The following is an 18,881-nucleotide window of genomic DNA, read 5'->3' as shown; positions in this document are numbered from 1 at the left end:
TAGACAAAGCTTCAACAATTCTATTTTTCTCCTTTAACTTTAAGCTGATGTAGTCATTGGTGTCTTTTTAAGTTAAGGCTTGTTGCCCTATAGGCCGATAAAAAATATTAGTTTTTAGAATAGGTTTAGATTTTTAGAGTAATATTTAGATATTAAGATGATTTTTGGATCTTACATGGGGTTTTGGATTTTGGAAAGGAGCAAGAAACGGCCAGTTCAGTGTTATTTGGAGAGCCTGTAAGTATCCAGGATTTATCAAAGTCTCTATTTTTGTACCGGCCAGCTGGTAGCCAAAACAAATTGATACCCATAAGATTAAATATGTTTTATCCTTATTTCCCTTGAAATCGGCGCTGGTAAGTCGAGTTAAAACCAGCTAACGCCCAAAAATAAACAAAAGGTACATTAGGGAAATGGTACATTAGGGAAATCAAACATTTTATATTATCGCCAAAAATGAATCAAATACTTTATACTTATTAATTCAAACTGAGAACAAACTGAGAATTATTTACTTATCTTATTGAATTCCGCATTCGGGTCCCGAAAAGTGGGACATTCGGTTAATTTCAAAATTTAAAATTGAGGCTTATAAATGCAGTACCAGGCAACAGTTAGAATTGAACAGAAAGCAGGTATGCTTGACCCTGAAGGCACTACCGCAAAAAGGGCTCTCGGACAACTTGGCTACCAGGTCAGCAGTGTAAAGACCGCAAAGTTGTATGAAATCATGCTTGAGGCCGAATCTGCCGAAATTGCAAACCAGAAAGTTGACGAGATGTGCCAGAAACTTATTGCAAACCCAATTATCCATAATTACACAATCGAGCTCAAGGAACTTAACTGAGTTGTGTGGATAAGTGATTGAGGCGTAAAGAAAAAGCCAAAGCTTTGAAAATTGAGGGAATAAAATGAAAATTGCCATACTTCAGTTCGGAGGCACAAACTGCGACCAGGACGTCCTTCATGTCCTTAAAGACGTTGTGGGTGTGGACGCCGAGACTGTCTGGTACAAACAGGAAGGTCTGACAGGTTTTGACGGGGTCGTCGTTCCCGGGGGTTTTTCCTACGGAGACTATCTCAGGGCAGGAGCAATTGCAGCTCGCACTCCAATAATGAACTCAGTAAAAAAACTCGCAGCAGAAGGCAAGCCTGTGCTTGGAATTTGCAACGGCTTCCAAATTCTTACTGAAGCTCGGGTGCTTGAGGGAGCTCTGACTACTAACGAGTATCCGAAGTTCCGATGCCACTGGACCAATCTCAGGGTAGAGACCGTTGATACACCTTTTACCTCGAAGTTCAGGAAGGGTGAGGTTATCAGGTTGCCTATCGCCCATATGGAAGGTCAGTTCTATGCCGAAGAAAAAACCCTGGCCGAACTTGATGAAAACGAGCAAGTTGTCTTCCGCTATGTCGACGAAAAAGGAAAAGTAACGGATGCAGCCAATCCTAACGGTTCTCTCGAAAATATTGCAGGAATTGTGAATACATCAAGAAATATATTAGGTCTCATGCCCCATCCGGAAAGAGCATCCGAGTCAATCCTGGGCTCAGACGATGGTCTGCGGGTTTTCGAGTCTATGGTGGATTATATTACTGCTAATTTCTGATCAGTTGGTTTTTATTTATTTGTTTAATTATTTTTGATTCATTTAGAACTTTTACTATTTTTATAATTTTTCTATTTTTATTTATTTCAAGGATAGGGAGTTTCTTATAATTTATACAGGAGTCCGTTTTTTATTATTCCAGAAAGTGAAGTGTCAGCTTCCGACATCTCGCTGATTTACCACTCTTACTATTTCATTTCCTTTGTCTGTTACCGAAAATAAAAACTGCTAAAAACCCACTTCAAAACATCTGTATTTCATAAGTAAAATACTTCTATATAATTAAAAACTTTATACTGAACCACTTTTTGGAATATCTGACTTCATGGATATATTAGAACTCGGATCAATCTCTTTTTATCTGTCCTGAATTCCTTATCATGACCTCTGTTTTTTCCTGAGACAATCACGCTGGACTCAATATCTGAGATTTTTAAGGCAGTATTCAATTTCCAGCATCAGATGAATCTATTAAGTATACAGATAAAAATAAGTTCAGGCTTATTTTTCAGAAAATATATTTCAAAATCTTTTTATTATCTAAAATTATTATTCATACGAGTTATTATAAAAACAATAATTGTCTTTCTGTATATATAATTTATAATTAATGGGGGTAATGATTTATGAAAAGAAAGTCGATCCAAAATATTTGCGTAATTTTCCTCCTTGTACTTGGGGCAACAGTTACTCAGGCAGAAGCTGCGGACTTTACCGTAGGCGTTGGCGGGGGAGAAAATTATACTTTTATTCAGGAAGCTGTTAATAATGCACAGAATGGGGATACAATTATTGTAAGCCCTGGCATATACATAGAAAATGTAAATGTGACTAAAGAAGTTACAATTGTCTCGAAAACTGATATTTCTGGCGACAGGACGAACCGTACCTATGTAATAGGCGCAGTTCCTTCAAATGACGTCTTCAGTATTAAATCAAATAACGTGAAAATAACCGGTTTCCATATTATGGGAGGTCCATCGGGGATTGATGCTTATCAGGAAGTGGGGCTTTTACTTGAAGGTGTGCAGAACTGTACCTTAAGTAACAATACCCTGATGTTGAATGATGTTGGCATCGGCCTCAATAATTCCCAAAGAAATTTCCTTGACAATAATAAGATAACCCTTGGCTCTGCCGGAATCATTCTCTCAGGATCAAACGAAAATAAGTTGTCAAACAACTTGGTAGAGGCAAATGACGAGGGAATCCGGCTGGATAATTCTACTAATAACACTCTCATGAATAACACTGCAGAATCAAACGATGTAGGAATTCGCCTTGCCACTTCAAAAACTAATAGGCTTGCAGACAACTCCATTTCAAGAAACAGTTATGGAGTAGTCTTTGAGAATATGGCAGAATCTAATGTTCTGACCAATAACAGCCTGTACATGAATGGTCTTGGAATGTACCTTGGAGGACCTACCGGTAATAATATTTCCCTCAATAAGTTCTTCAATTTCATCAATGCCGTGGATGAAGGAACGAACTCCTGGAACAGCAGTTCAGCAGGCAATAAGTGGAATGATTATAATGGGACGGATGCTGATGGAAACGGTATAGGTGACACTCCTTATGTTGTTAACCAGACAACAGGAAGCATAGATTACATGCCTCTGGCAAATAACGTTTCCTCAGGTGATCAACAATCAGGTAACCAATGAAATATAAGTAGTAATTACATAGGAGATCTTAAAGAGTGATCCAGTAAAGAGATGTGCTAAATTTTGCTGGTAGGATCTTAAAAAAAACGACTTTTTTCCCTTTAATATTTTTTCACTTTGAACATCTTTTTTCAATATTTTTTTATTTTAATTATCTCTTTTTAATACGTTTTACTTTTATTTTCTCTTTTTAATATATTTTACTTTTACTTTCCTTTTTTAACGTTCTCCACTTTGATTTTTTCTTTTCAATGTTTCTCACTTTGATTTTTTTCTTTTAACTTATTCTCTTCATAAAGTGATGTCTTTAAGAGTACTCTCTGTAATCTTTCTATTTTCAGCTCTTCTTTGTAGTTTCTCGACACTTATTTCAGTTCGGTTTTTTTCAGTTCTTCCCTGATATTTTCTACAGTCTGCCAGGACTGCCTGACTATTCCGGGAAACTCTCCTGAATGCTCTTTTCCCCAGTTTAACAGGAACTCTTTTGTCTTCGGGTCTGAGGGGTAACCGCTTCCAAAGTCGAGACCCCATTCTTTCTTGAGTTCTTCTATCAGCTCATCCCTGTGCACCTTTGCAATAATAGAAGCTGCCGAGACTGTGGGATAAATAGCATCGGCCTGATGCATGGAAACTATCTCTATTTCCTTTGCGTGGTCAGGGCTGGTTTTTGCGTACTGCCTGCGGAGATTGACCGCAAAACGTTCGGCGTTGACATCAGCGGCATCGACATATACGATGTCAGGCTTTAGCTGTTCAAGTACTTTTGAAAAACAGACTACCATGATTTCGTTCATTGTCATAATCTTCCGAAGCTCGTCAATCTGGGAAGGACTGACCTCAAGAATAAAAAAGCCGGCTGCGTGTTTTTTAATCTGGGATGAAAGCTGTTCTCGCTTTTTTGGCGTCAGTTTCTTGGAGTCCGCAACCCCGAGCACTTTGAGGACATGGGCTCTGGATTCCTCAATTATTACGCCTCCTATGCACATGGGCCCGATTACGGGACCTTTTCCGGCTTCATCAATTCCTGCGATCATCATTTTTCGGCTGTCTCCTTATTTGAAGGAAGAGAACTTTTACTATTTATAAAGGTAGGTAAAGGTATAGTTTACTCTACAAAACCTGTGAAAAATGAGAATTCATTTACAAAAGTGTTCACAGGTTCGAAACTTAACTCGTTTCTAAATTGAGTAATTAATATTATCGACTGTTAAAAGTATTTACCGTAAATTATTCTGAAACGTATATACTTACTTTGAAGTTGAATTTTCTAACCCATTGGTATAATTAAATGTAGTTTTGAGACAGCCTGAAGAGATATCAATCTTAGTAAAGTCCCTTCAGGTCTTCAAGGTTCAACTCAAAACTAAAACTGTCAACAATTTATATAAATTGCTGCGTTACATACTTATCCAAACAACAGAAGATTAAGACCCAAAGAAGATTAAGACTTAAAGAAGATTAAGACTTAAAGAAGATTAAGACTCGAGTTTCTTTAACCAGATTCCGCAACCAAAATTTTTCAATGCGAGCGGCATATATTCCTTAACCAGATTATGATACATTTGTCCCATATAATCATTAAAATATAATATTTCATAATTTTTATTATTTATAAGCAATGTTTTTAAAAAGTATGCCTCATTCCATGCAAAACCCTGTTCCAGCCATTCAAGAGGATATTCAAACGGCCAGAAGATATCGTGAAAATGGATAATCACACCGGGTTTCAGACGTGGAAGTACTTCGGTAAGAATAAAAAGAACATCGCTCCCGAACTTCACAACATGTGAGCTATCTATAAATAGAATGTCTCCGCTGTTCAGATCTTCAAAAAGAGATATATTCACTGTTTGAACCTTTTTTCTTAAAAGAAGATTTTCAGGGTCGTCTCGGTCAGACAATATACTTAAAATCAGATCTGGATAAGGCTCGATAAATGTTATTCTGGTTTTAAGATTTAACAATTCGCAGGTGTCCAGAGTAACAAGTGATGAATAACCTGATCCTACTTCGATAAGTCGTTCTGGTTTAAAGTAATTGATCATGCAAAATAAAACGATTGCATCACCGTAACTATACCATTCATTGCCGTTAAAAAAGTATCTGGTATTATTCTGCTTGAAACCATCCCCAAATGGGATTACGGAAATATATTTTTGAAACTTTTTTAGTAATTCTATCTGCCTATCACCATTAATCTCAATTCCAGTCGGGTTCCGTGATTTGTCGATTTTTTGATATAAATTCAAAATATTATCCAGATCTGGTAATGGAGAGTAAAAATGTCCTGGAGGAGCGAATTTGATTGTAGGACTCATAATGTACTTTACGCGTTCAGCATATTCATCAGAATTCAAAAGAGATATTAAGATTTCGTGTTTCGGTATGCCATTATTCAGTAATTTGATATAATGTTCTCTTCCTTCATTATCAGGAAATCTACCTAAAATCTTGCTATAGCAATAATCAAGGAATTCGTCAAAAGTCTGTTCCATCCTCAACTCACCCAGTGCATCCGTTTACCTTGCTTTAAGACTCTGCAGTTAACTGAAAAATTATAGCATTACTTTCTTTAGCCGTCTATTACTGAAATTGAAATCACGGTGTTTGTGACTTGACTACATATATCAAGCGAATAAATCCTCAAGTGAACAGTTCCTCAAGTGAATAGTTCCTATTCAAGTATTCCACTATTCTCTATGCTTGGTTAGTTTATTGACTCGTTATAATAATATTAAAAACATTTTAGCACATGTATAAACTTATTTCAATATATATCACAATATTGGACTTTTAATCTTAAATTAAACTAAAAAGTATAAAAAGTAACTGTTTTGATCTAACAGTCAAGACAGCAGTATTAATACCCAGAAAGTTGATGTTCCAGGTATCTCGAGTTAATTTCTTACAATTTTCAGACCTGCAAAGTTGGTTCTGGCGTGTGGGCTCAAAAATATGTTTAATTTTATAGTTGGAATAAGTATTAGCTATAAGGATAATTTACACCTGAATTTCGGAAGAATTGCCTATCTGGATTATAAAGTAAAAAGTACTTATTTTTAGTTACGGAACTGCTACATAACTCTGGTTGACAAGATATTCTATTGTCCTGTTTTATGAAGAAATCTGGAATAGATTCGACCTCATACTTGTGAACTCATTCGAGTTTTCAGCCTGCAGGCTTTCCAGAGTTTCAGGACCTACACTGAAGTTCTATAAACACCGCCTCAAACAAAAACATTAAATCTGAAGTTGAGTATGTTTTGGGTTAAGTTAGCGAGCAAAAGATGAGATGAACCACCAATGCCAGTAATTACCTTACAGTACGACGACCTCGAGAAACTTACAGGAACCGATAAGGAGACCATCATAAAAAGGGTGCCAATGATAGGGGCAGATGTCGAAAGGGTTGAAGCCGAATATATCGATATCGAGTTTTTCCCTGACAGGCCTGACCTTTACAGTGTGGAAGGAGCAGCCAGGGCAATGAGAGGTTTTCTTGACCTTGAGACCGGACTGTCCGAATATGATGTGAAGCCGCCCAGGGTTTCCATCTCAGTCAGTGAGGAGATCCTGAAAATCAGGCCTTTTCTTGGGTGTGCGGTTGTAAGGGGCGTAAAATTCACATCCTCTTCCATAAAATCCCTTATGGACCTTCAGGAAGACCTGCACTGGGGGCTTGGAAGAAACAGAAAAAAAGTGTCCATAGGCGTACATGACCTCTCAAACGTTAAGCCGCCTTTCAGGTATATGGCTGTCGATCCGAGTTTCGAGTTCGTGCCTCTGGACTACACCGATAAAATGAGTATGACCGAGATCCTGGAAAAACACCCAAAAGGCACGAGGTTTGCCCATCTTGTAAAGGACTTTGAAAAATACCCTCTAATCCTGGACTCAGATGATAATGTGCTGTCCTTCCCGCCTATCATTAACGGGACACTTACAAGTGTGACCGAGAGCACAACCGACCTCTTTATTGATGTTACCGGACTTGGAGAAGCCGTGTATACAGCCCTGAATATCGTTGTTACCGCTCTTGCGGAAAGGGGCGGCCAGATAGAATTCGTAAAGGTTTCCAGACCCGATTCCGGAGAACTCATCCTGCCAGATCTTGAACCGAAGACCAGGTTCCTTACAAAGACCGAAGTAAAAGACCTTTTAGGTATGGAACTCTCCTTAGAAGAAATCGTTAAACAGCTTGAGAGAATGCGTTTTGGAGCAAAAGCCCTTGATGAAGAAACCATAGAGGTAAAAGTCCCGGCTTACAGGGCCGATATTCTTCATAACTATGACCTTGTAGAAGATATTGCCAAGGGTTATGGGTATGAAAACATCAAAGTAAGTATCCCTGAAACTTATACCCCAGGAAAATCTCACCCGATTTCTTTGCTTCGCGCTCCTGTGAACGAGATAATGGTAGGGCTCGGCTACTATGAGGTCATGCCGTTTACGCTTACCAGTGAAAAAATTAACTTCGAGAATATGCGCAGGCAAAAAACGGATGATATCACCTATGTGCTTCACCCGATCAGCGAAGACCAGACAATGATCAGGACAACCCTGCTTCCGAACCTCCTTGAGATTCTTGCCTTAAACCAGCACAGGGAATTGCCTCAAAAGATTTTTGAGTTTGGAGAGGTCGTAAACAACGAAATAACAGGCCAGCACGTAGCTGCAGTCTCGATCCACCCACAGGCCAACTTTACTGAGGTCTATGAAGTTGTAGACGCTCTGATGAGGGAAATGATGCTTCCCTACGAGGTAAAAGAATCCGAAGATCCCGCATTCCTGGAAGGTAGGCGGGCCGATGTCTATGTAAAAGGCAAAAAACTCGGAGTCTTTGGAGAACTTCATCCTGAGGTCATAAACAATTTTGCCCTCGGATACGCAGTTGTCGGGTTTGAACTTGACCTCAATGACCTTATTGGTTAATACTGTTAATTAAATTCTCTGTTAAGAGGAGAATCTTCTCTTTTTTCTTCCATTCTCCTTTTCTACCTTTCTTTTCTCCTCTCTCCCCTCTTTTTTCCTCTTCTTTTTTACCTGCCTTTTTTTCATTCCTTTCCTCTTTTTCCTTTTTTCTTTTCTCCTCTCTCCCCTCTTTTTCCTTTTTTCCTCTCTCCCCTCTTTTTTCTTTTTCTTTTCTCCTCTCTTCTACTTTCTTCTCCTTCTTCTCTTTTTTTGTTTCCCCTTCTCCCCTTTTTTTCTCTTATTCTCGTTCTTTCCTTCACTTTTCTGTCAGTATTTTCTCCATTTCGGCCGCGATTTCTCGGACTTCTGAGATCTCTTCAGTCTCAGCTAGCCTGTAAGTAAGTTCAAGCAGCCTTTCTTTAAGAGAGCCAAGTTCATCAAGGGTAAAGTTAAGCTCTTCAAGAAGGACTCCCAGGGATTTAATCTTGGTTATATCTGAAAATTTTTCAGAACCTGCTTCTATAAGGGAAAGTGTCTCAGGAGAGCTGAGGTCAACATCATATTCTTCCTCGAAATCCTCTTTCAGAAGGGTTTTAAGCCAGCTCACACTCCTGATATGCCTGACAAAGTCGCTGATCTGCCGATACTCATATTCTCCGATAACCTTTCCAATCAGCATCTCGTTCCTGGTTTTGAGTGGGACTGCCACGAGGTCTCCTTTCTTTATTTTTGTGATAAACGAGTAAATCTCTCCTGCCCAGGCAGAACTACGCTCGTCCTGCATTCCGGGATATTTTTCGAGCATTATTCTCTTTACCTGTGCCTCATTTCTAATACTTGACAAATCCGAAAGTTCAGCCCACCCTATTGTAATCACGCTGTATTCCAGAAACAGCTCTTCATCTTCCAGGGTACCTGCAGCTTTGAGTAACCAGAATCTCATAATTAGTCTCCTTTTCATTTTAAATTCAGCATTTTTCTAGAAAATTCTACTTAGATTCCCAATTTACGGTCTTCAGGTGTTATAAGGTTGATATTACTATAATTAAATATTCAGTGTGACATTATTGCGTTTTCATGCAAGGAGTACAAGTTAGCTCAAGTTGAACCGGGTCCAGTTGAACTGAGGTCCAAAACAAAAAACTTGAAAACTACTTAACGAGTATTTGAGACTAATATTAACCAGATAACAGAGATTAACCAAATAATAGAGATTAACCAGATAACAGAGATTAACCAGATAACAGAGATTAACCAGATAACAGAGATTAACCAGATAACAGAGATTAACCAGATAACAGAAGATAACCAAGTTATTCACATACGTTAATTTCGAGGACAGAGCTTCCTTAAAGTACCTCTTTCATCTGTTACTGGGTTTCTGAATCAGTGTCGACAAGAGTCTTAACCAGGTGCTACTGAAGGAACGGTTTCTCATTCAGAGGTTCGGCTGTTTCCAGATAGTGCCTGAAAAGTTCTTTTCCCCAGCATAGGGCTCTTTCCCCAAAAGACAAAACTAGCTGGTCCCTTAACTTTCCATTGGTTTCAAAGAGCTTGAATGCAACGAGCTTATCCGTTACAATCAAGGATGGAACTGTTGCCGGCTCTCGTGATATAAAAAGCCTGCAGTTGTCGGCTCTGGACAATTTTTCTGCTTCTGTACGATTATTTAAAAATAAACGCTGTGCAACACTTTCGGTCATACAGAGCACAATTTCAGATCCATTCTCCGCAAGCTCTGCATAAATTGAAGGAGCTTGAGGGTGAAAATAAGTTACAAAAGTCAGGATCTCTCTTGAGTTTAGAATACTATCCCGGAGCACTTTTGGGGTTTCAAAAAGGTGTTCGGCGTCAGGTTCCAGTAGCTCGCAATGCCCGAGTTCGCCGATTCTCTCCAGAAGGAACTCAGGAATCGAGCTTAAGTCGTGGCTCATCCAGTATTCGGTATTTTCTCCTAAAAGTTCAGCCATGCTGAGCATAGGTTGCATATTTTCAACTATTGTCTCTCCAATCTCAGATAAACTGTAGATTTTGTTTTTTTGAGTTATCAGGCCAGATTCTTTTATTTTCTTCATATGAAGCTGGATCGAATTGGCGTTTACGTTAAGTAATTCTTTTATCTCATCAATATCTCTTGGTTTTTCTTTAAGGAGTAATAGAATCTCTTTTCTTCTGCCCGAAAAAAGAATCAGGTTAAGGAGGCAGTATTTCATTTTTGCTCACTTCCTGTCTCTACCTTTGCCTCTATACCAATGTCATAAAAACTTTTTGATTATAGGCTCTTGGTTTTAGCTATTTTATCCCGTTTTGCTTTGTACACAGGGTTTGATTAGTGCAGTTTTATTGGTTCAAGAAGCAGTAACAACAAAAAAGATAAATCTTATGGTATATTCCTGGTTTTTGGAATATATTTTTGGTTATTAAATCAACGTGGTGAGAACACTTACTCCTCAAAAAATTCTCTTTACAATGTAAAGGTTCAGAAGAAATTGAACTTCTTAGATCTGGCAATTTAGTTGATAGCTTAATCAGTAATTCAATCCACCGTTATTAGTGTTCCGGTGAAAAAACCAATGGACAAAACGATCCGTACCTCACTGAACCTCACTGAATGACTCAATAAATAACCAAGTAATAGTAGGTAACTCAATGAATGACTCGCTGAATAAATCACTAAATAACTCGCTAAATAACTCATTAAATAACTCACGAGATGACCCGCTAAATAAATCAATTGACAATCCCGTCAGTAACTCAATGAACAACTCGATAAATAACTCAATCAAGAGTTTATCCGGTAGTCTAACAATTAACTCTGTTGGAATGGAGTTCATTCTAATTCCTGCCGGAGAATTTAATATGGGCTCTCCAATGCGTGAAAAACGGAGGAAGCTCTGGGAAAGCCCTGTGCATAAAGTAACAATCAAAAAACCTTTTCACATTGGCAGGTACCCGGTCACACAGGAGCAATGGCATAAAGTCATGAGGAATAATCCTGCGTATTTCAAGGGCGAAAAGCACCCGGTTGAGAACGTTTCCTGGAATGAGATTCAGGTCTTTTTCCGAAAACTCAATGCTCTGGAAAGTGCCGATGGAACTTCACGAATCTACCGCCTTCCAACTGAAGCCGAATGGGAATATGCAGCCAGGGCAGGAACCGAAACCGCTTATTTTTTTGGAGATGACGAATCGAAACTTACGGAATATGCCTGGTTTCTGGAGAATTCCGGGTTTGAAACACATCCGGTCGGCCTGAAAAAGCCAAACCCCTGGGGACTTCACGATATTTATGGAAATGCAGGGGAATGGGTACAGGACGAGTACCATATAAGTTATAAAGATGCCCCGACGGACGGAAGGGCCTGGGAAAATCCTTTCCCAAGCGTATCCACTCCAGTAAGGATAAGGAGAGGTGGAGGCTGGAATGGAAACGCAGGCTGCTGCCGGTCGGCTGAAAGACTTTTTGCAGCCCAGGATAAAAAATTAAATAGCCTGGGATTCAGGGTGGTTAAGGAAGTCCAATTCCAGTGAAATCATCTCCCGGATCAGGATTCTCCAGCTCAACTTTGATTTGGAACAACCGTTGACCCGAAACCGTTGCGCCGGTTTATCACGCCGATAGGGTTAGGGGATAAGACTTCCAAATCCAAACACAACCGTTGAGTCGAAACCGTTGCGCCGGTTTATCAAGCAATCACGGTATTTTAGATTTAGAACTTGTTTTCGCTCAAGCCTTTTTTGAAAAGGTTTGATACCAGAACCCGGGATGAATTTATCTTACCCTTCTTATTTATGGCCCTTTATTCAGGAACGCTCTGCGTTTTACTTTTTCTGCTTTGGAAACTTGGATTTCGGGCTCACACAGCAGTCCGTGGAGGAAGTTCATAAATAAGTAGACATCTGAGAAGTTTGTTACAAGGCCAAGTGATACACGTATGCTTGCCATTTTAGTTTTTACGGCAAGACAGGACTCATGGTTCTTGCAGTCCGAGCCGTAAGGATACTTGCTAGAAGGCTTCAGATTCTCAAAACATGAAGCCATTTCATTTCTGGTGATATTATGGCTTACTTCACCGTCTCCAGGATTGCAGAAGCAGCCGGTTCGTAAAGAAATCTTTGCCTTATTTGCTGCATCCTGTACCACCTGGCAATCAAAAGGTGTTCCGTCTGCATGATAGAGATTAAAAGCAATCGTTCCTCCCCGTTTCTCGAGATCGGACGGCCCATGAATTTTTACAAAAATCTGGCCATTGGGATATTTCAGAGCCTGCATATTATCCAGCAGCCAGCCTGTAAGGCACATAACTCTTTTATGAATAATATCCACTCCAATCCGTTCTATGTATTTCAGTCCTATTTCAATAGCAGGTACGCTTAGATAATTGATAGTTCCGTCTTCAAAGGCTTCAAAGGCTTCATCGCCCTGTTGCAGACAATACCAGTTTTCTTTCTGGACAGAAACTATGCTAATGGTACCTCCGGAAAACCAGGGCCTTTTCAGTTTATTCAAAGCAGCCTTTCGAGCAAGGAGACAGCCAAGACCGGTAGGGTAGCCAAACATCTTGTAAAATGAGATTGGGATAAAATCAGGATTCCACTGGCTCAAGTCAAGGCGGTTAGTAGGTACGAAAGCAGCACAATCCAGCAAGATGTCCCAGCCTTTTTTCCTGGCTTTCTCAATCCAGTCCAGAGGATGCTGTACTCCCGAAAAATTGGATTGGGCAGGATAAGCAAACAGGTTATTTTCCTTAGGTTTGGCTTTACCAAGATAAATCTCTAGCTTTTCTTCGTCCACTCTCAGCTCGGAAGGTTTCACAGGAATGTAATTTACGGAAGCTCCTTTACTTTCTGCAAAAACTCTAATTCCATTAACTGAATTATGGTTATCTACGGTCAGCAAAAACTGGCATCCTTTCTCAAACGGATAGGCTTCTCCTATCAGCCTGAGGGCACCTGTTGCATTGGGAGTAAAAATAACTATATATTCATCCGAAGACGCATTAAAAAAGCTTAATATTTTGTCTCTGGCCCGCTCCACAAGTTTTGTCATAGCCATTGAAGTAAGGTTTTCCGAGTGAGGATTTCCAAAAACATTACACTGGAGCAGTTCCATATGTTTGATAAGCTGACTATTAGCATATAGCCCTCCACCAGTATAATCCAGATAGATCTGGTCCTGCCAGTCCAGGCGTGCGTACTCAAGTTCCCTCAGCTCATCGAGAATGTGTGTTGTCTCAAATTCCGGATAATTTTGCTTGAATTCCGCAAAAGAGCTATTCATTTTTTCCGGACTGAAATCGGAGTTAACTTCTAGATCTTTTTCTATTGCATTCATTTATCCTCCAAAAAGTCATTAAAATTCAAAATTTTTAGCTTTCTTTACATGTTTCAGATTTCTTTACATGTTTCAGATTTCTTTACAGCTTTCCAGCCGTCTTTACAGTTTTCAGCTCCCCTTTAATCCTTTTCTTTACCAATCAGGAGCGGCCCTTTTTGAATGATCTCATAGCCGAACGCGGACGGGTCATTTGCCTGTGGATCAGAGTAGAAGTAAAAGTTCTCTTTTCTTTCTTTTCCCTGATTATTTCTTCAGTTTCCTTGATTATTTCTTCAGTTTCCTTGATTATTTCTTCAGTTTCCTTGATTATTTCTTCAGTTTCCCTGATTTCTTTCTTCACACAGCGCATCCAGAAAATATATTCCTCATTAACCTCGATTCCGTGAATCTCATGCCCAAAACCTGGAAATATCTGGCTGAATTTTCAGCAAATATGAGCCATGTCATTTTCAGATGGACAGGATTTTTTTGTTCCGGATTTGTTACCATTTTCAAAAAACTGACATGCATTTTCAATATCTTTGACAAGAATTGCTGCCATGTCCAAAGTGAAATTTTCTCTTACGACAATACGCATTATCTCGATATCTGCCGCATTTTCCGGAAGACAGTAGGCGGGAATTATCCAGCCTTTCTCTCTCAGTTTATATGAGAGCTGCTGCAGGGAATAACCAGTTTCCTTTTTTTGTTTGAAAGCAATTATAGGAAGCCTTTCTCCTTTGTTCAGCATTTCGAAACGGCCCAAGTTGTTAACTTTCCTGGCAAGGTCCTGGGAAACCTCAAGGATGTTCTTCATTATTCCGGTGTAGCCAGCTCTTCCGAATCTTAAAACATTATAATATTGGGCCACAACCATTGCACTGCCTCCTGAAAAGTTAAGAGTGTAAGAGTCTTCCATTTCTCCAAGGTAGTTTACATGGAAAATCAACTCTTCAGGAAGGTCAGTTTCGTCACGGAAAATCAGCCAGCCGAGGCCAGGATAAGTCAATCCGTACTTATGTCCTGAAACGTTTATCGATTTTACTCTTTCCAGCCTGAAGTCCCACTTAAAATCAGGCTCAGTAAATGGCAATATGAAGCCGCCACTTGCAGCGTCTATGTGGATTGGTATGTCCCAGCCTTTTTCTTTCCTGTATTTCAGAAGCAAATCGTTAATGTCCTTTACAGGATCGATTTCTCCTGTAAAAGTTGTTCCCAGAACGCAACCAACACAAATTGTGTTCTCGTCAATCTTCTTTGAGACAGCATCTGCCGTAATTGTACGTACATCTTTGTCTATAGGAATTTTTCTAGCCTCAACGTCAAAGTATTTGGCAAACTTATCCCAGCAAACGTGAGCGTCGTTTCCGAAAATTATGTTTGGCTTGCCTGTGCCTCGTCCTGAGTTTTTCCAGCTCCATTTGTGAGCCAGCAAACCCAGCATTATGGCTTCAGAGGATCCTGCTGTTGCAGTGCCCATGAATTCGGTATGATGCCCATTAAAAAGACGCCCAAGCATATTCACAATATTCCTGTGAATAACTTTGTCAGTTTGAGGATACTCAAAAATATCTATGATATTTTTATTGATATTTTCCATGACAAGCTTGTCTGCTTCCGGTTCCATCCATGTGTTAACAAAACTTGCCAGGTTCAGGAAGGGATTACCGTCGAGACTCTGCTCGTCATGCACCAGTTGATAAGCAGCTCTCGGACTCATTCCTTCTTCAGGGAACTCATATTTTGGAATTCCTTTTTCTTTGACCTTTGCGATATATCTGGCACTGTATGCACCGACACGATACTTTTTGGACTCATCCAGAGCTTCCAGGTTTACTTTTCTAGAAATCATAATTTTAACCCCTCATATAGAGTTACAAAATTAATTTGCCTTACCCAGCTTACTTTGAATAATAAAAAGAAAAAAATTGGATGCGGGCTTATGCTTCCAATTAATATATTATGCATTTTTCTGAAAAAGTTCCTGGATAAGACTGGTTACTGCGTTATAGAAAGTTCCCACCGTGTCTGCCTTAAGGCATTCACTCCCGGTATGAGGGTTCAATATAGTAGGCCCTATAGAAACACAGTCTATTTTACCATCATATTTTTGCACAACATAACTACATTCAAGGCCTGCATGGATTACGGTGGCTGCGTCTTCTTTATGATATATCTCTTTGTACACATTCTGTGCTTTATCAAGTAATTCTGACTTAGTTGGTTCCCATGGAGGATAGGAATCACTTGTCCCTACCGAGTACTTGAAGAGTTCACCTATTGATTTTTGCATTTGAATTAGGGCGTTCATTGAATTTGCATCCGAGCTGCGATTTGAAGCGTTGATAATCATATTTTGCAGGGCGATATTTGCCAGGTTGCTTGAGGTCTCTACCAAACTAGTTTTTCCCGGAATCATGTGGATGACTCCGTGGGGTATCTGCTGAAGTAAGCACAGAAGTGAATCTGTCGATGCTTCATCAAGAGAGTTTTGAGTTATTTCTTTAATCTCATAAACTAAGTTCTCCTCTGGCTGAGACTGTACTTTTAAAGCTTCGCAGTAAGCTGTGAAATCATTTACAAATTCTTCCTTATCGCCACCAGGAATAGCTATTATGGCGCTGGCACAGCTTGGAATTTTGTTTGAGATCGGATCTTCGTCCCTTTGCAATGAAATAAGACGCAGGTCATAACTTTTAATACCCTCACCTTCAACATCAAGATTTGTGAGCCGCTTATTAAATCGAATGAGAATTTCAGTGAGGACCTTGATCGCATTGAGCCTTCCACTATTGATATTGATTCCGGAATGTCCTCCAAGAAGCCCTGAAATCGATAATTTCAGATTGGTATAGCCACATGGAACACTTGATAAAGCAAGGTTTCCTTCATACCGGACATTGCACCCTCCTGCACTGCCGTAAATAATAGTATCTACAACTTCAGCATCAACATTTATGTACTTTCTACCGATCAGGAGGCTTTTATCAAAGTTTGCAGCTCCCCCCATGTCGGTTTCTTCCTGGACAGTAAAAAAACACTCAATTGGGTAGTCTTTGAGATCATTATCCTCCAGAATGGCAAGGATAGTTGCTACTCCAATTCCATCGTCTGCACCCAGGGTAGTACCTTTTTTTGGGTCAGTAATGCTGTCAGTATCTCCGGCTTTTATCCATTTTGCACCTTCGTTATCAAGATAACCAAAAACTTTTAATGGAAAAATATTCTTGTCAGGAGAACATACCATATCCATGTGCGCCTGTAGAGTGACATAAGGATCACTGATATGATCCCCTGAGCCCTTTCTACGAAGGACAATCACTCTTTCTCCGGGATCTTTAGCTTCTGAATCGTAATGGATGACTTCTACACCTTCTATCTTTCTGGCACATTCTATAACATACTCACGAACTTGATTCTCCTCACCAGACGGGTGGTATCGTGTTGTTAGTTCCATAAAATGGTCATGTACTGCCTTTGGCTCAAAAAAGTCGTCAAGTATTTTGAGTTCAGGTTCCTCTGTCTTACTTATAAGTAAAAGTTCACTTGCTACTTCGGTTCCTGGCATGTAGATCTAACTCCTGAATATTTATCACATAAGCTCTTTTGCTGTATTGATCATTCAGAAGTACATCTCAAAGAAACCTGCATTTGATTTTCTTTAATCCGGAAAGAAAAATAGTTCAGAACTTTTACGTAATTGTTTATGGATAATGATTCCCCTGATATGTTATCCAATTGAACAAACAGCATTGTTTTATTTTTTGAGAGCATTTTCTATGAGAACATTTTCTATTTCTCTGCTGTTTTTATTTCAGTATTATTTACGTAAGTTCTTAATAAGAACCTTGTAAGTATTATTAAAAACGTTTGACCGAGTATAAAATACTTTCCTCCTTTATTAATCACTAATAACTTCATTCTAAAAAGGGAAATTTAGTAAAAGAAATTTGATCAAAAGCTTTAATCAGACTTCAGAGAATTTAAACCTCTGGTTTCTGTCCAAGTTATAGAGTCAAATATAAGGTTACTGATCGTGAAAACAATTTAATATGGCATAGTTTCAACTCAGTATACATAACTGGACAATTGAAAATTTATATGCAGAAAAACATAAAAAATGCGTCATTAAAAAGAATACTTGAACTTGAGTGTTTCTATCTAACAAAGAAACAGTACGCAAAGAATATATTCCTGGCTTATGGACAGGTAAAACGCCTCAAATTCAATTTCTCTTTTTTCAGCACCCTGACCCCTGTCTGTTTTTCTTCGCAGACAGGGGCAAAAAGAAATCCAGGTGCTTTCGACAATCTAGGAGGCGATTTAGATTTCGTGTCTGTTCGGAGAGACACTTTGTTATGCTATTTGTGTCTGTTTGGTAGAGACACTTAACTATACTACAAACTACTATTTAATACCTTTGATATCATTCTTGCTACTTTATATTACCTATTGTAGATTTCGTTTTACATACATGAGATAACTATTTAGGAGACTACTTTTAAGCAATTTTAAACAAATTTGATGAGAACAGTTGACAAAAAGTTACATGACTTGATTTAAATAAATTGTTGACAAATTTAGGAAAATGTTTACAGAATGGAAGGTGTGCTTTGCTTGTAAAATCCAGGTAGTCTGTGAAGACTGTGCGAAAAATGTAATGTGAAAAGGGGTCTTCCTCAGTTCAACTCTGGAAAAAGTCCGAAATATGCCGTGGAACTAATCTAAAAAGAATAAAGAAGACAGCTTCAGAATCAGAGACATGAATAGTATTCCTTATTAGAGGTCAGAATGAATTCATGCAATATCGTTGATTAAATTACTTGGTTAAGACTGTCCAGTGCAACTGCGGACTCTAGAATGATGTTTGCAACTACGATAAAAAAATTTTTAAACAATGTATTCTTAATAAGTTATGGTGTTATGCAGTTGACAGATTCTAAAACTGATATTCAACATAGCAACAATAGTTCTAAGTTTCCTTCTATAAATAAAAGAACTATTCTCCGAACTTATATTGTTATAATCTGGCTTATGATTGCGCAAATATTATTAATTGTCACTGAAAGAGTATCTTATGAAGACATCAAGTACTTCTTCTGGACAGAATCGGTTTTAGTGCCATTACTTTATGTGCTGTACACAAAGGGAGTACCGGACCAACTATCCAGAGAACAGGAAAAAGAACAGAAAAGAGAAATTTTTGTACTTGTCTTTTCTTTTGCATGTATGGTAATGGTGATTTTTATGGCTATGTTAAACGGATACTAAGATTTGTCCAAAGGATGAAACCTGTGTACTCAATTCTTCAAATTATGATGCCTTATAAGAGATTCTGTTAATTTCGATTAAATACATAAGTTATGCCGACCGTAT

Annotated in this window: 15 protein-coding genes; 6 read left to right on the top strand and 9 right to left on the bottom strand. The window is 38.9% G+C overall.

Annotated features, from left to right (window positions below):
* Positions 1 to 595: 595 nt before the first annotated feature.
* The 3 genes from purS (at position 596) to MSBR3_RS05445 (ending at position 3,277) form a co-directional block, all read left to right on the top strand.
* The gene (purS, locus tag MSBR3_RS05455; RefSeq protein ID WP_048106981.1) at positions 596 to 847 is read left to right on the top strand and encodes a phosphoribosylformylglycinamidine synthase subunit PurS; all 252 of its coding nucleotides are present in this window, start codon (positions 596 to 598) and stop codon (positions 845 to 847) included.
* Between the two features lie 64 nt (positions 848 to 911).
* Entirely contained in the window at positions 912 to 1,610 is a 699-nt protein-coding gene (gene purQ, locus MSBR3_RS05450; RefSeq protein ID WP_048106979.1) for a phosphoribosylformylglycinamidine synthase subunit PurQ, read from the top strand.
* Positions 1,611 to 2,236: 626 nt separating this feature from the next.
* The gene (locus MSBR3_RS05445) at positions 2,237 to 3,277 is read left to right on the top strand and encodes a right-handed parallel beta-helix repeat-containing protein (protein ID WP_048106978.1); all 1,041 of its coding nucleotides are present in this window, start codon (positions 2,237 to 2,239) and stop codon (positions 3,275 to 3,277) included.
* 365 nt (positions 3,278 to 3,642) lie between these two features.
* On the opposite strand, the gene rnhB is transcribed toward MSBR3_RS05445, so the two are convergent.
* Complete coding sequence (gene rnhB / locus MSBR3_RS05440; protein ID WP_048106977.1) at positions 3,643 to 4,314, bottom strand: ribonuclease HII; 672 nt, start codon at positions 4,312 to 4,314, stop codon at positions 3,643 to 3,645.
* Between the two features lie 438 nt (positions 4,315 to 4,752).
* Positions 4,753 to 5,772 (bottom strand): class I SAM-dependent methyltransferase, encoded by a 1,020-nt coding sequence (locus MSBR3_RS05435; RefSeq protein WP_052723294.1) that lies wholly within the window; start codon positions 5,770 to 5,772, stop codon positions 4,753 to 4,755.
* A gap of 808 nt (positions 5,773 to 6,580) precedes the next feature.
* Here MSBR3_RS05435 and pheT point away from each other — a divergent pair.
* Positions 6,581 to 8,209, top strand: a complete 1,629-nt coding sequence (pheT, locus tag MSBR3_RS05430) for a phenylalanine--tRNA ligase subunit beta (RefSeq protein WP_048106976.1) — start codon at positions 6,581 to 6,583, stop codon at positions 8,207 to 8,209.
* Between the two features lie 122 nt (positions 8,210 to 8,331).
* Here the strand turns inward: pheT and MSBR3_RS20035 are convergent, their stop codons facing one another.
* From MSBR3_RS20035 to MSBR3_RS05420, 3 genes are all read right to left on the bottom strand, one after another.
* Entirely contained in the window at positions 8,332 to 8,508 is a 177-nt protein-coding gene (locus MSBR3_RS20035; RefSeq protein WP_155396732.1) for a hypothetical protein, read from the bottom strand.
* Positions 8,505 to 9,131, bottom strand: a complete 627-nt coding sequence (locus MSBR3_RS05425; protein WP_048106975.1) for a restriction endonuclease — start codon at positions 9,129 to 9,131, stop codon at positions 8,505 to 8,507. Before MSBR3_RS05425 ends, MSBR3_RS20035 begins: the two co-directional genes overlap by 4 nt.
* 472 nt (positions 9,132 to 9,603) lie before the next feature.
* The gene (locus MSBR3_RS05420) at positions 9,604 to 10,401 is read right to left on the bottom strand and encodes a helix-turn-helix transcriptional regulator (RefSeq protein ID WP_048106973.1); all 798 of its coding nucleotides are present in this window, start codon (positions 10,399 to 10,401) and stop codon (positions 9,604 to 9,606) included.
* A gap of 646 nt (positions 10,402 to 11,047) precedes the next feature.
* On the opposite strand from MSBR3_RS05420, the gene MSBR3_RS05415 reads away from it, so the two are divergent.
* Complete coding sequence (locus MSBR3_RS05415; RefSeq protein WP_230627840.1) at positions 11,048 to 11,719, top strand: formylglycine-generating enzyme family protein; 672 nt, start codon at positions 11,048 to 11,050, stop codon at positions 11,717 to 11,719.
* Between the two features lie 259 nt (positions 11,720 to 11,978).
* Here MSBR3_RS05415 and MSBR3_RS05410 read toward each other — a convergent pair whose 3' ends face one another.
* The 4 genes from MSBR3_RS05410 to MSBR3_RS05395 all read right to left on the bottom strand — a co-directional run bounded on the left by MSBR3_RS05410 (position 11,979) and on the right by MSBR3_RS05395 (position 17,073).
* Positions 11,979 to 13,523: an aminotransferase class V-fold PLP-dependent enzyme gene (locus MSBR3_RS05410; protein WP_052723293.1), complete on the bottom strand. Its 1,545-nt coding sequence runs from the start codon at positions 13,521 to 13,523 to the stop codon at positions 11,979 to 11,981.
* A gap of 142 nt (positions 13,524 to 13,665) precedes the next feature.
* A complete protein-coding gene (locus MSBR3_RS05405) occupies positions 13,666 to 13,875 on the bottom strand; it encodes a hypothetical protein (protein ID WP_048106968.1) in 210 nt (69 codons plus the stop codon).
* A 75-nt stretch (positions 13,876 to 13,950) separates the two neighbouring features.
* Positions 13,951 to 15,357 carry a glutamate decarboxylase gene (locus MSBR3_RS05400; protein WP_048106966.1) on the bottom strand — a complete coding sequence of 469 codons (1,407 nt, stop codon included), beginning with the start codon at positions 15,355 to 15,357 and terminating at the stop codon, positions 13,951 to 13,953.
* 108 nt (positions 15,358 to 15,465) lie between these two features.
* A complete protein-coding gene (locus tag MSBR3_RS05395; protein WP_048106964.1) occupies positions 15,466 to 17,073 on the bottom strand; it encodes a M20/M25/M40 family metallo-hydrolase in 1,608 nt (535 codons plus the stop codon).
* A gap of 1,466 nt (positions 17,074 to 18,539) precedes the next feature.
* On the opposite strand from MSBR3_RS05395, the gene MSBR3_RS20030 reads away from it, so the two are divergent.
* A complete protein-coding gene (locus MSBR3_RS20030) occupies positions 18,540 to 18,776 on the top strand; it encodes a hypothetical protein (RefSeq protein WP_155396730.1) in 237 nt (78 codons plus the stop codon).
* Positions 18,777 to 18,881 lie beyond the last annotated feature (105 nt).

This window comes from Methanosarcina barkeri 3 (genome assembly GCF_000970305.1).
GTDB classification, from domain to species: domain Archaea; phylum Halobacteriota; class Methanosarcinia; order Methanosarcinales; family Methanosarcinaceae; genus Methanosarcina; species Methanosarcina barkeri_A.
Note: the sequence above shows the minus strand (reverse complement) of the source record. Positions and strands in the feature narration are given on the sequence as shown.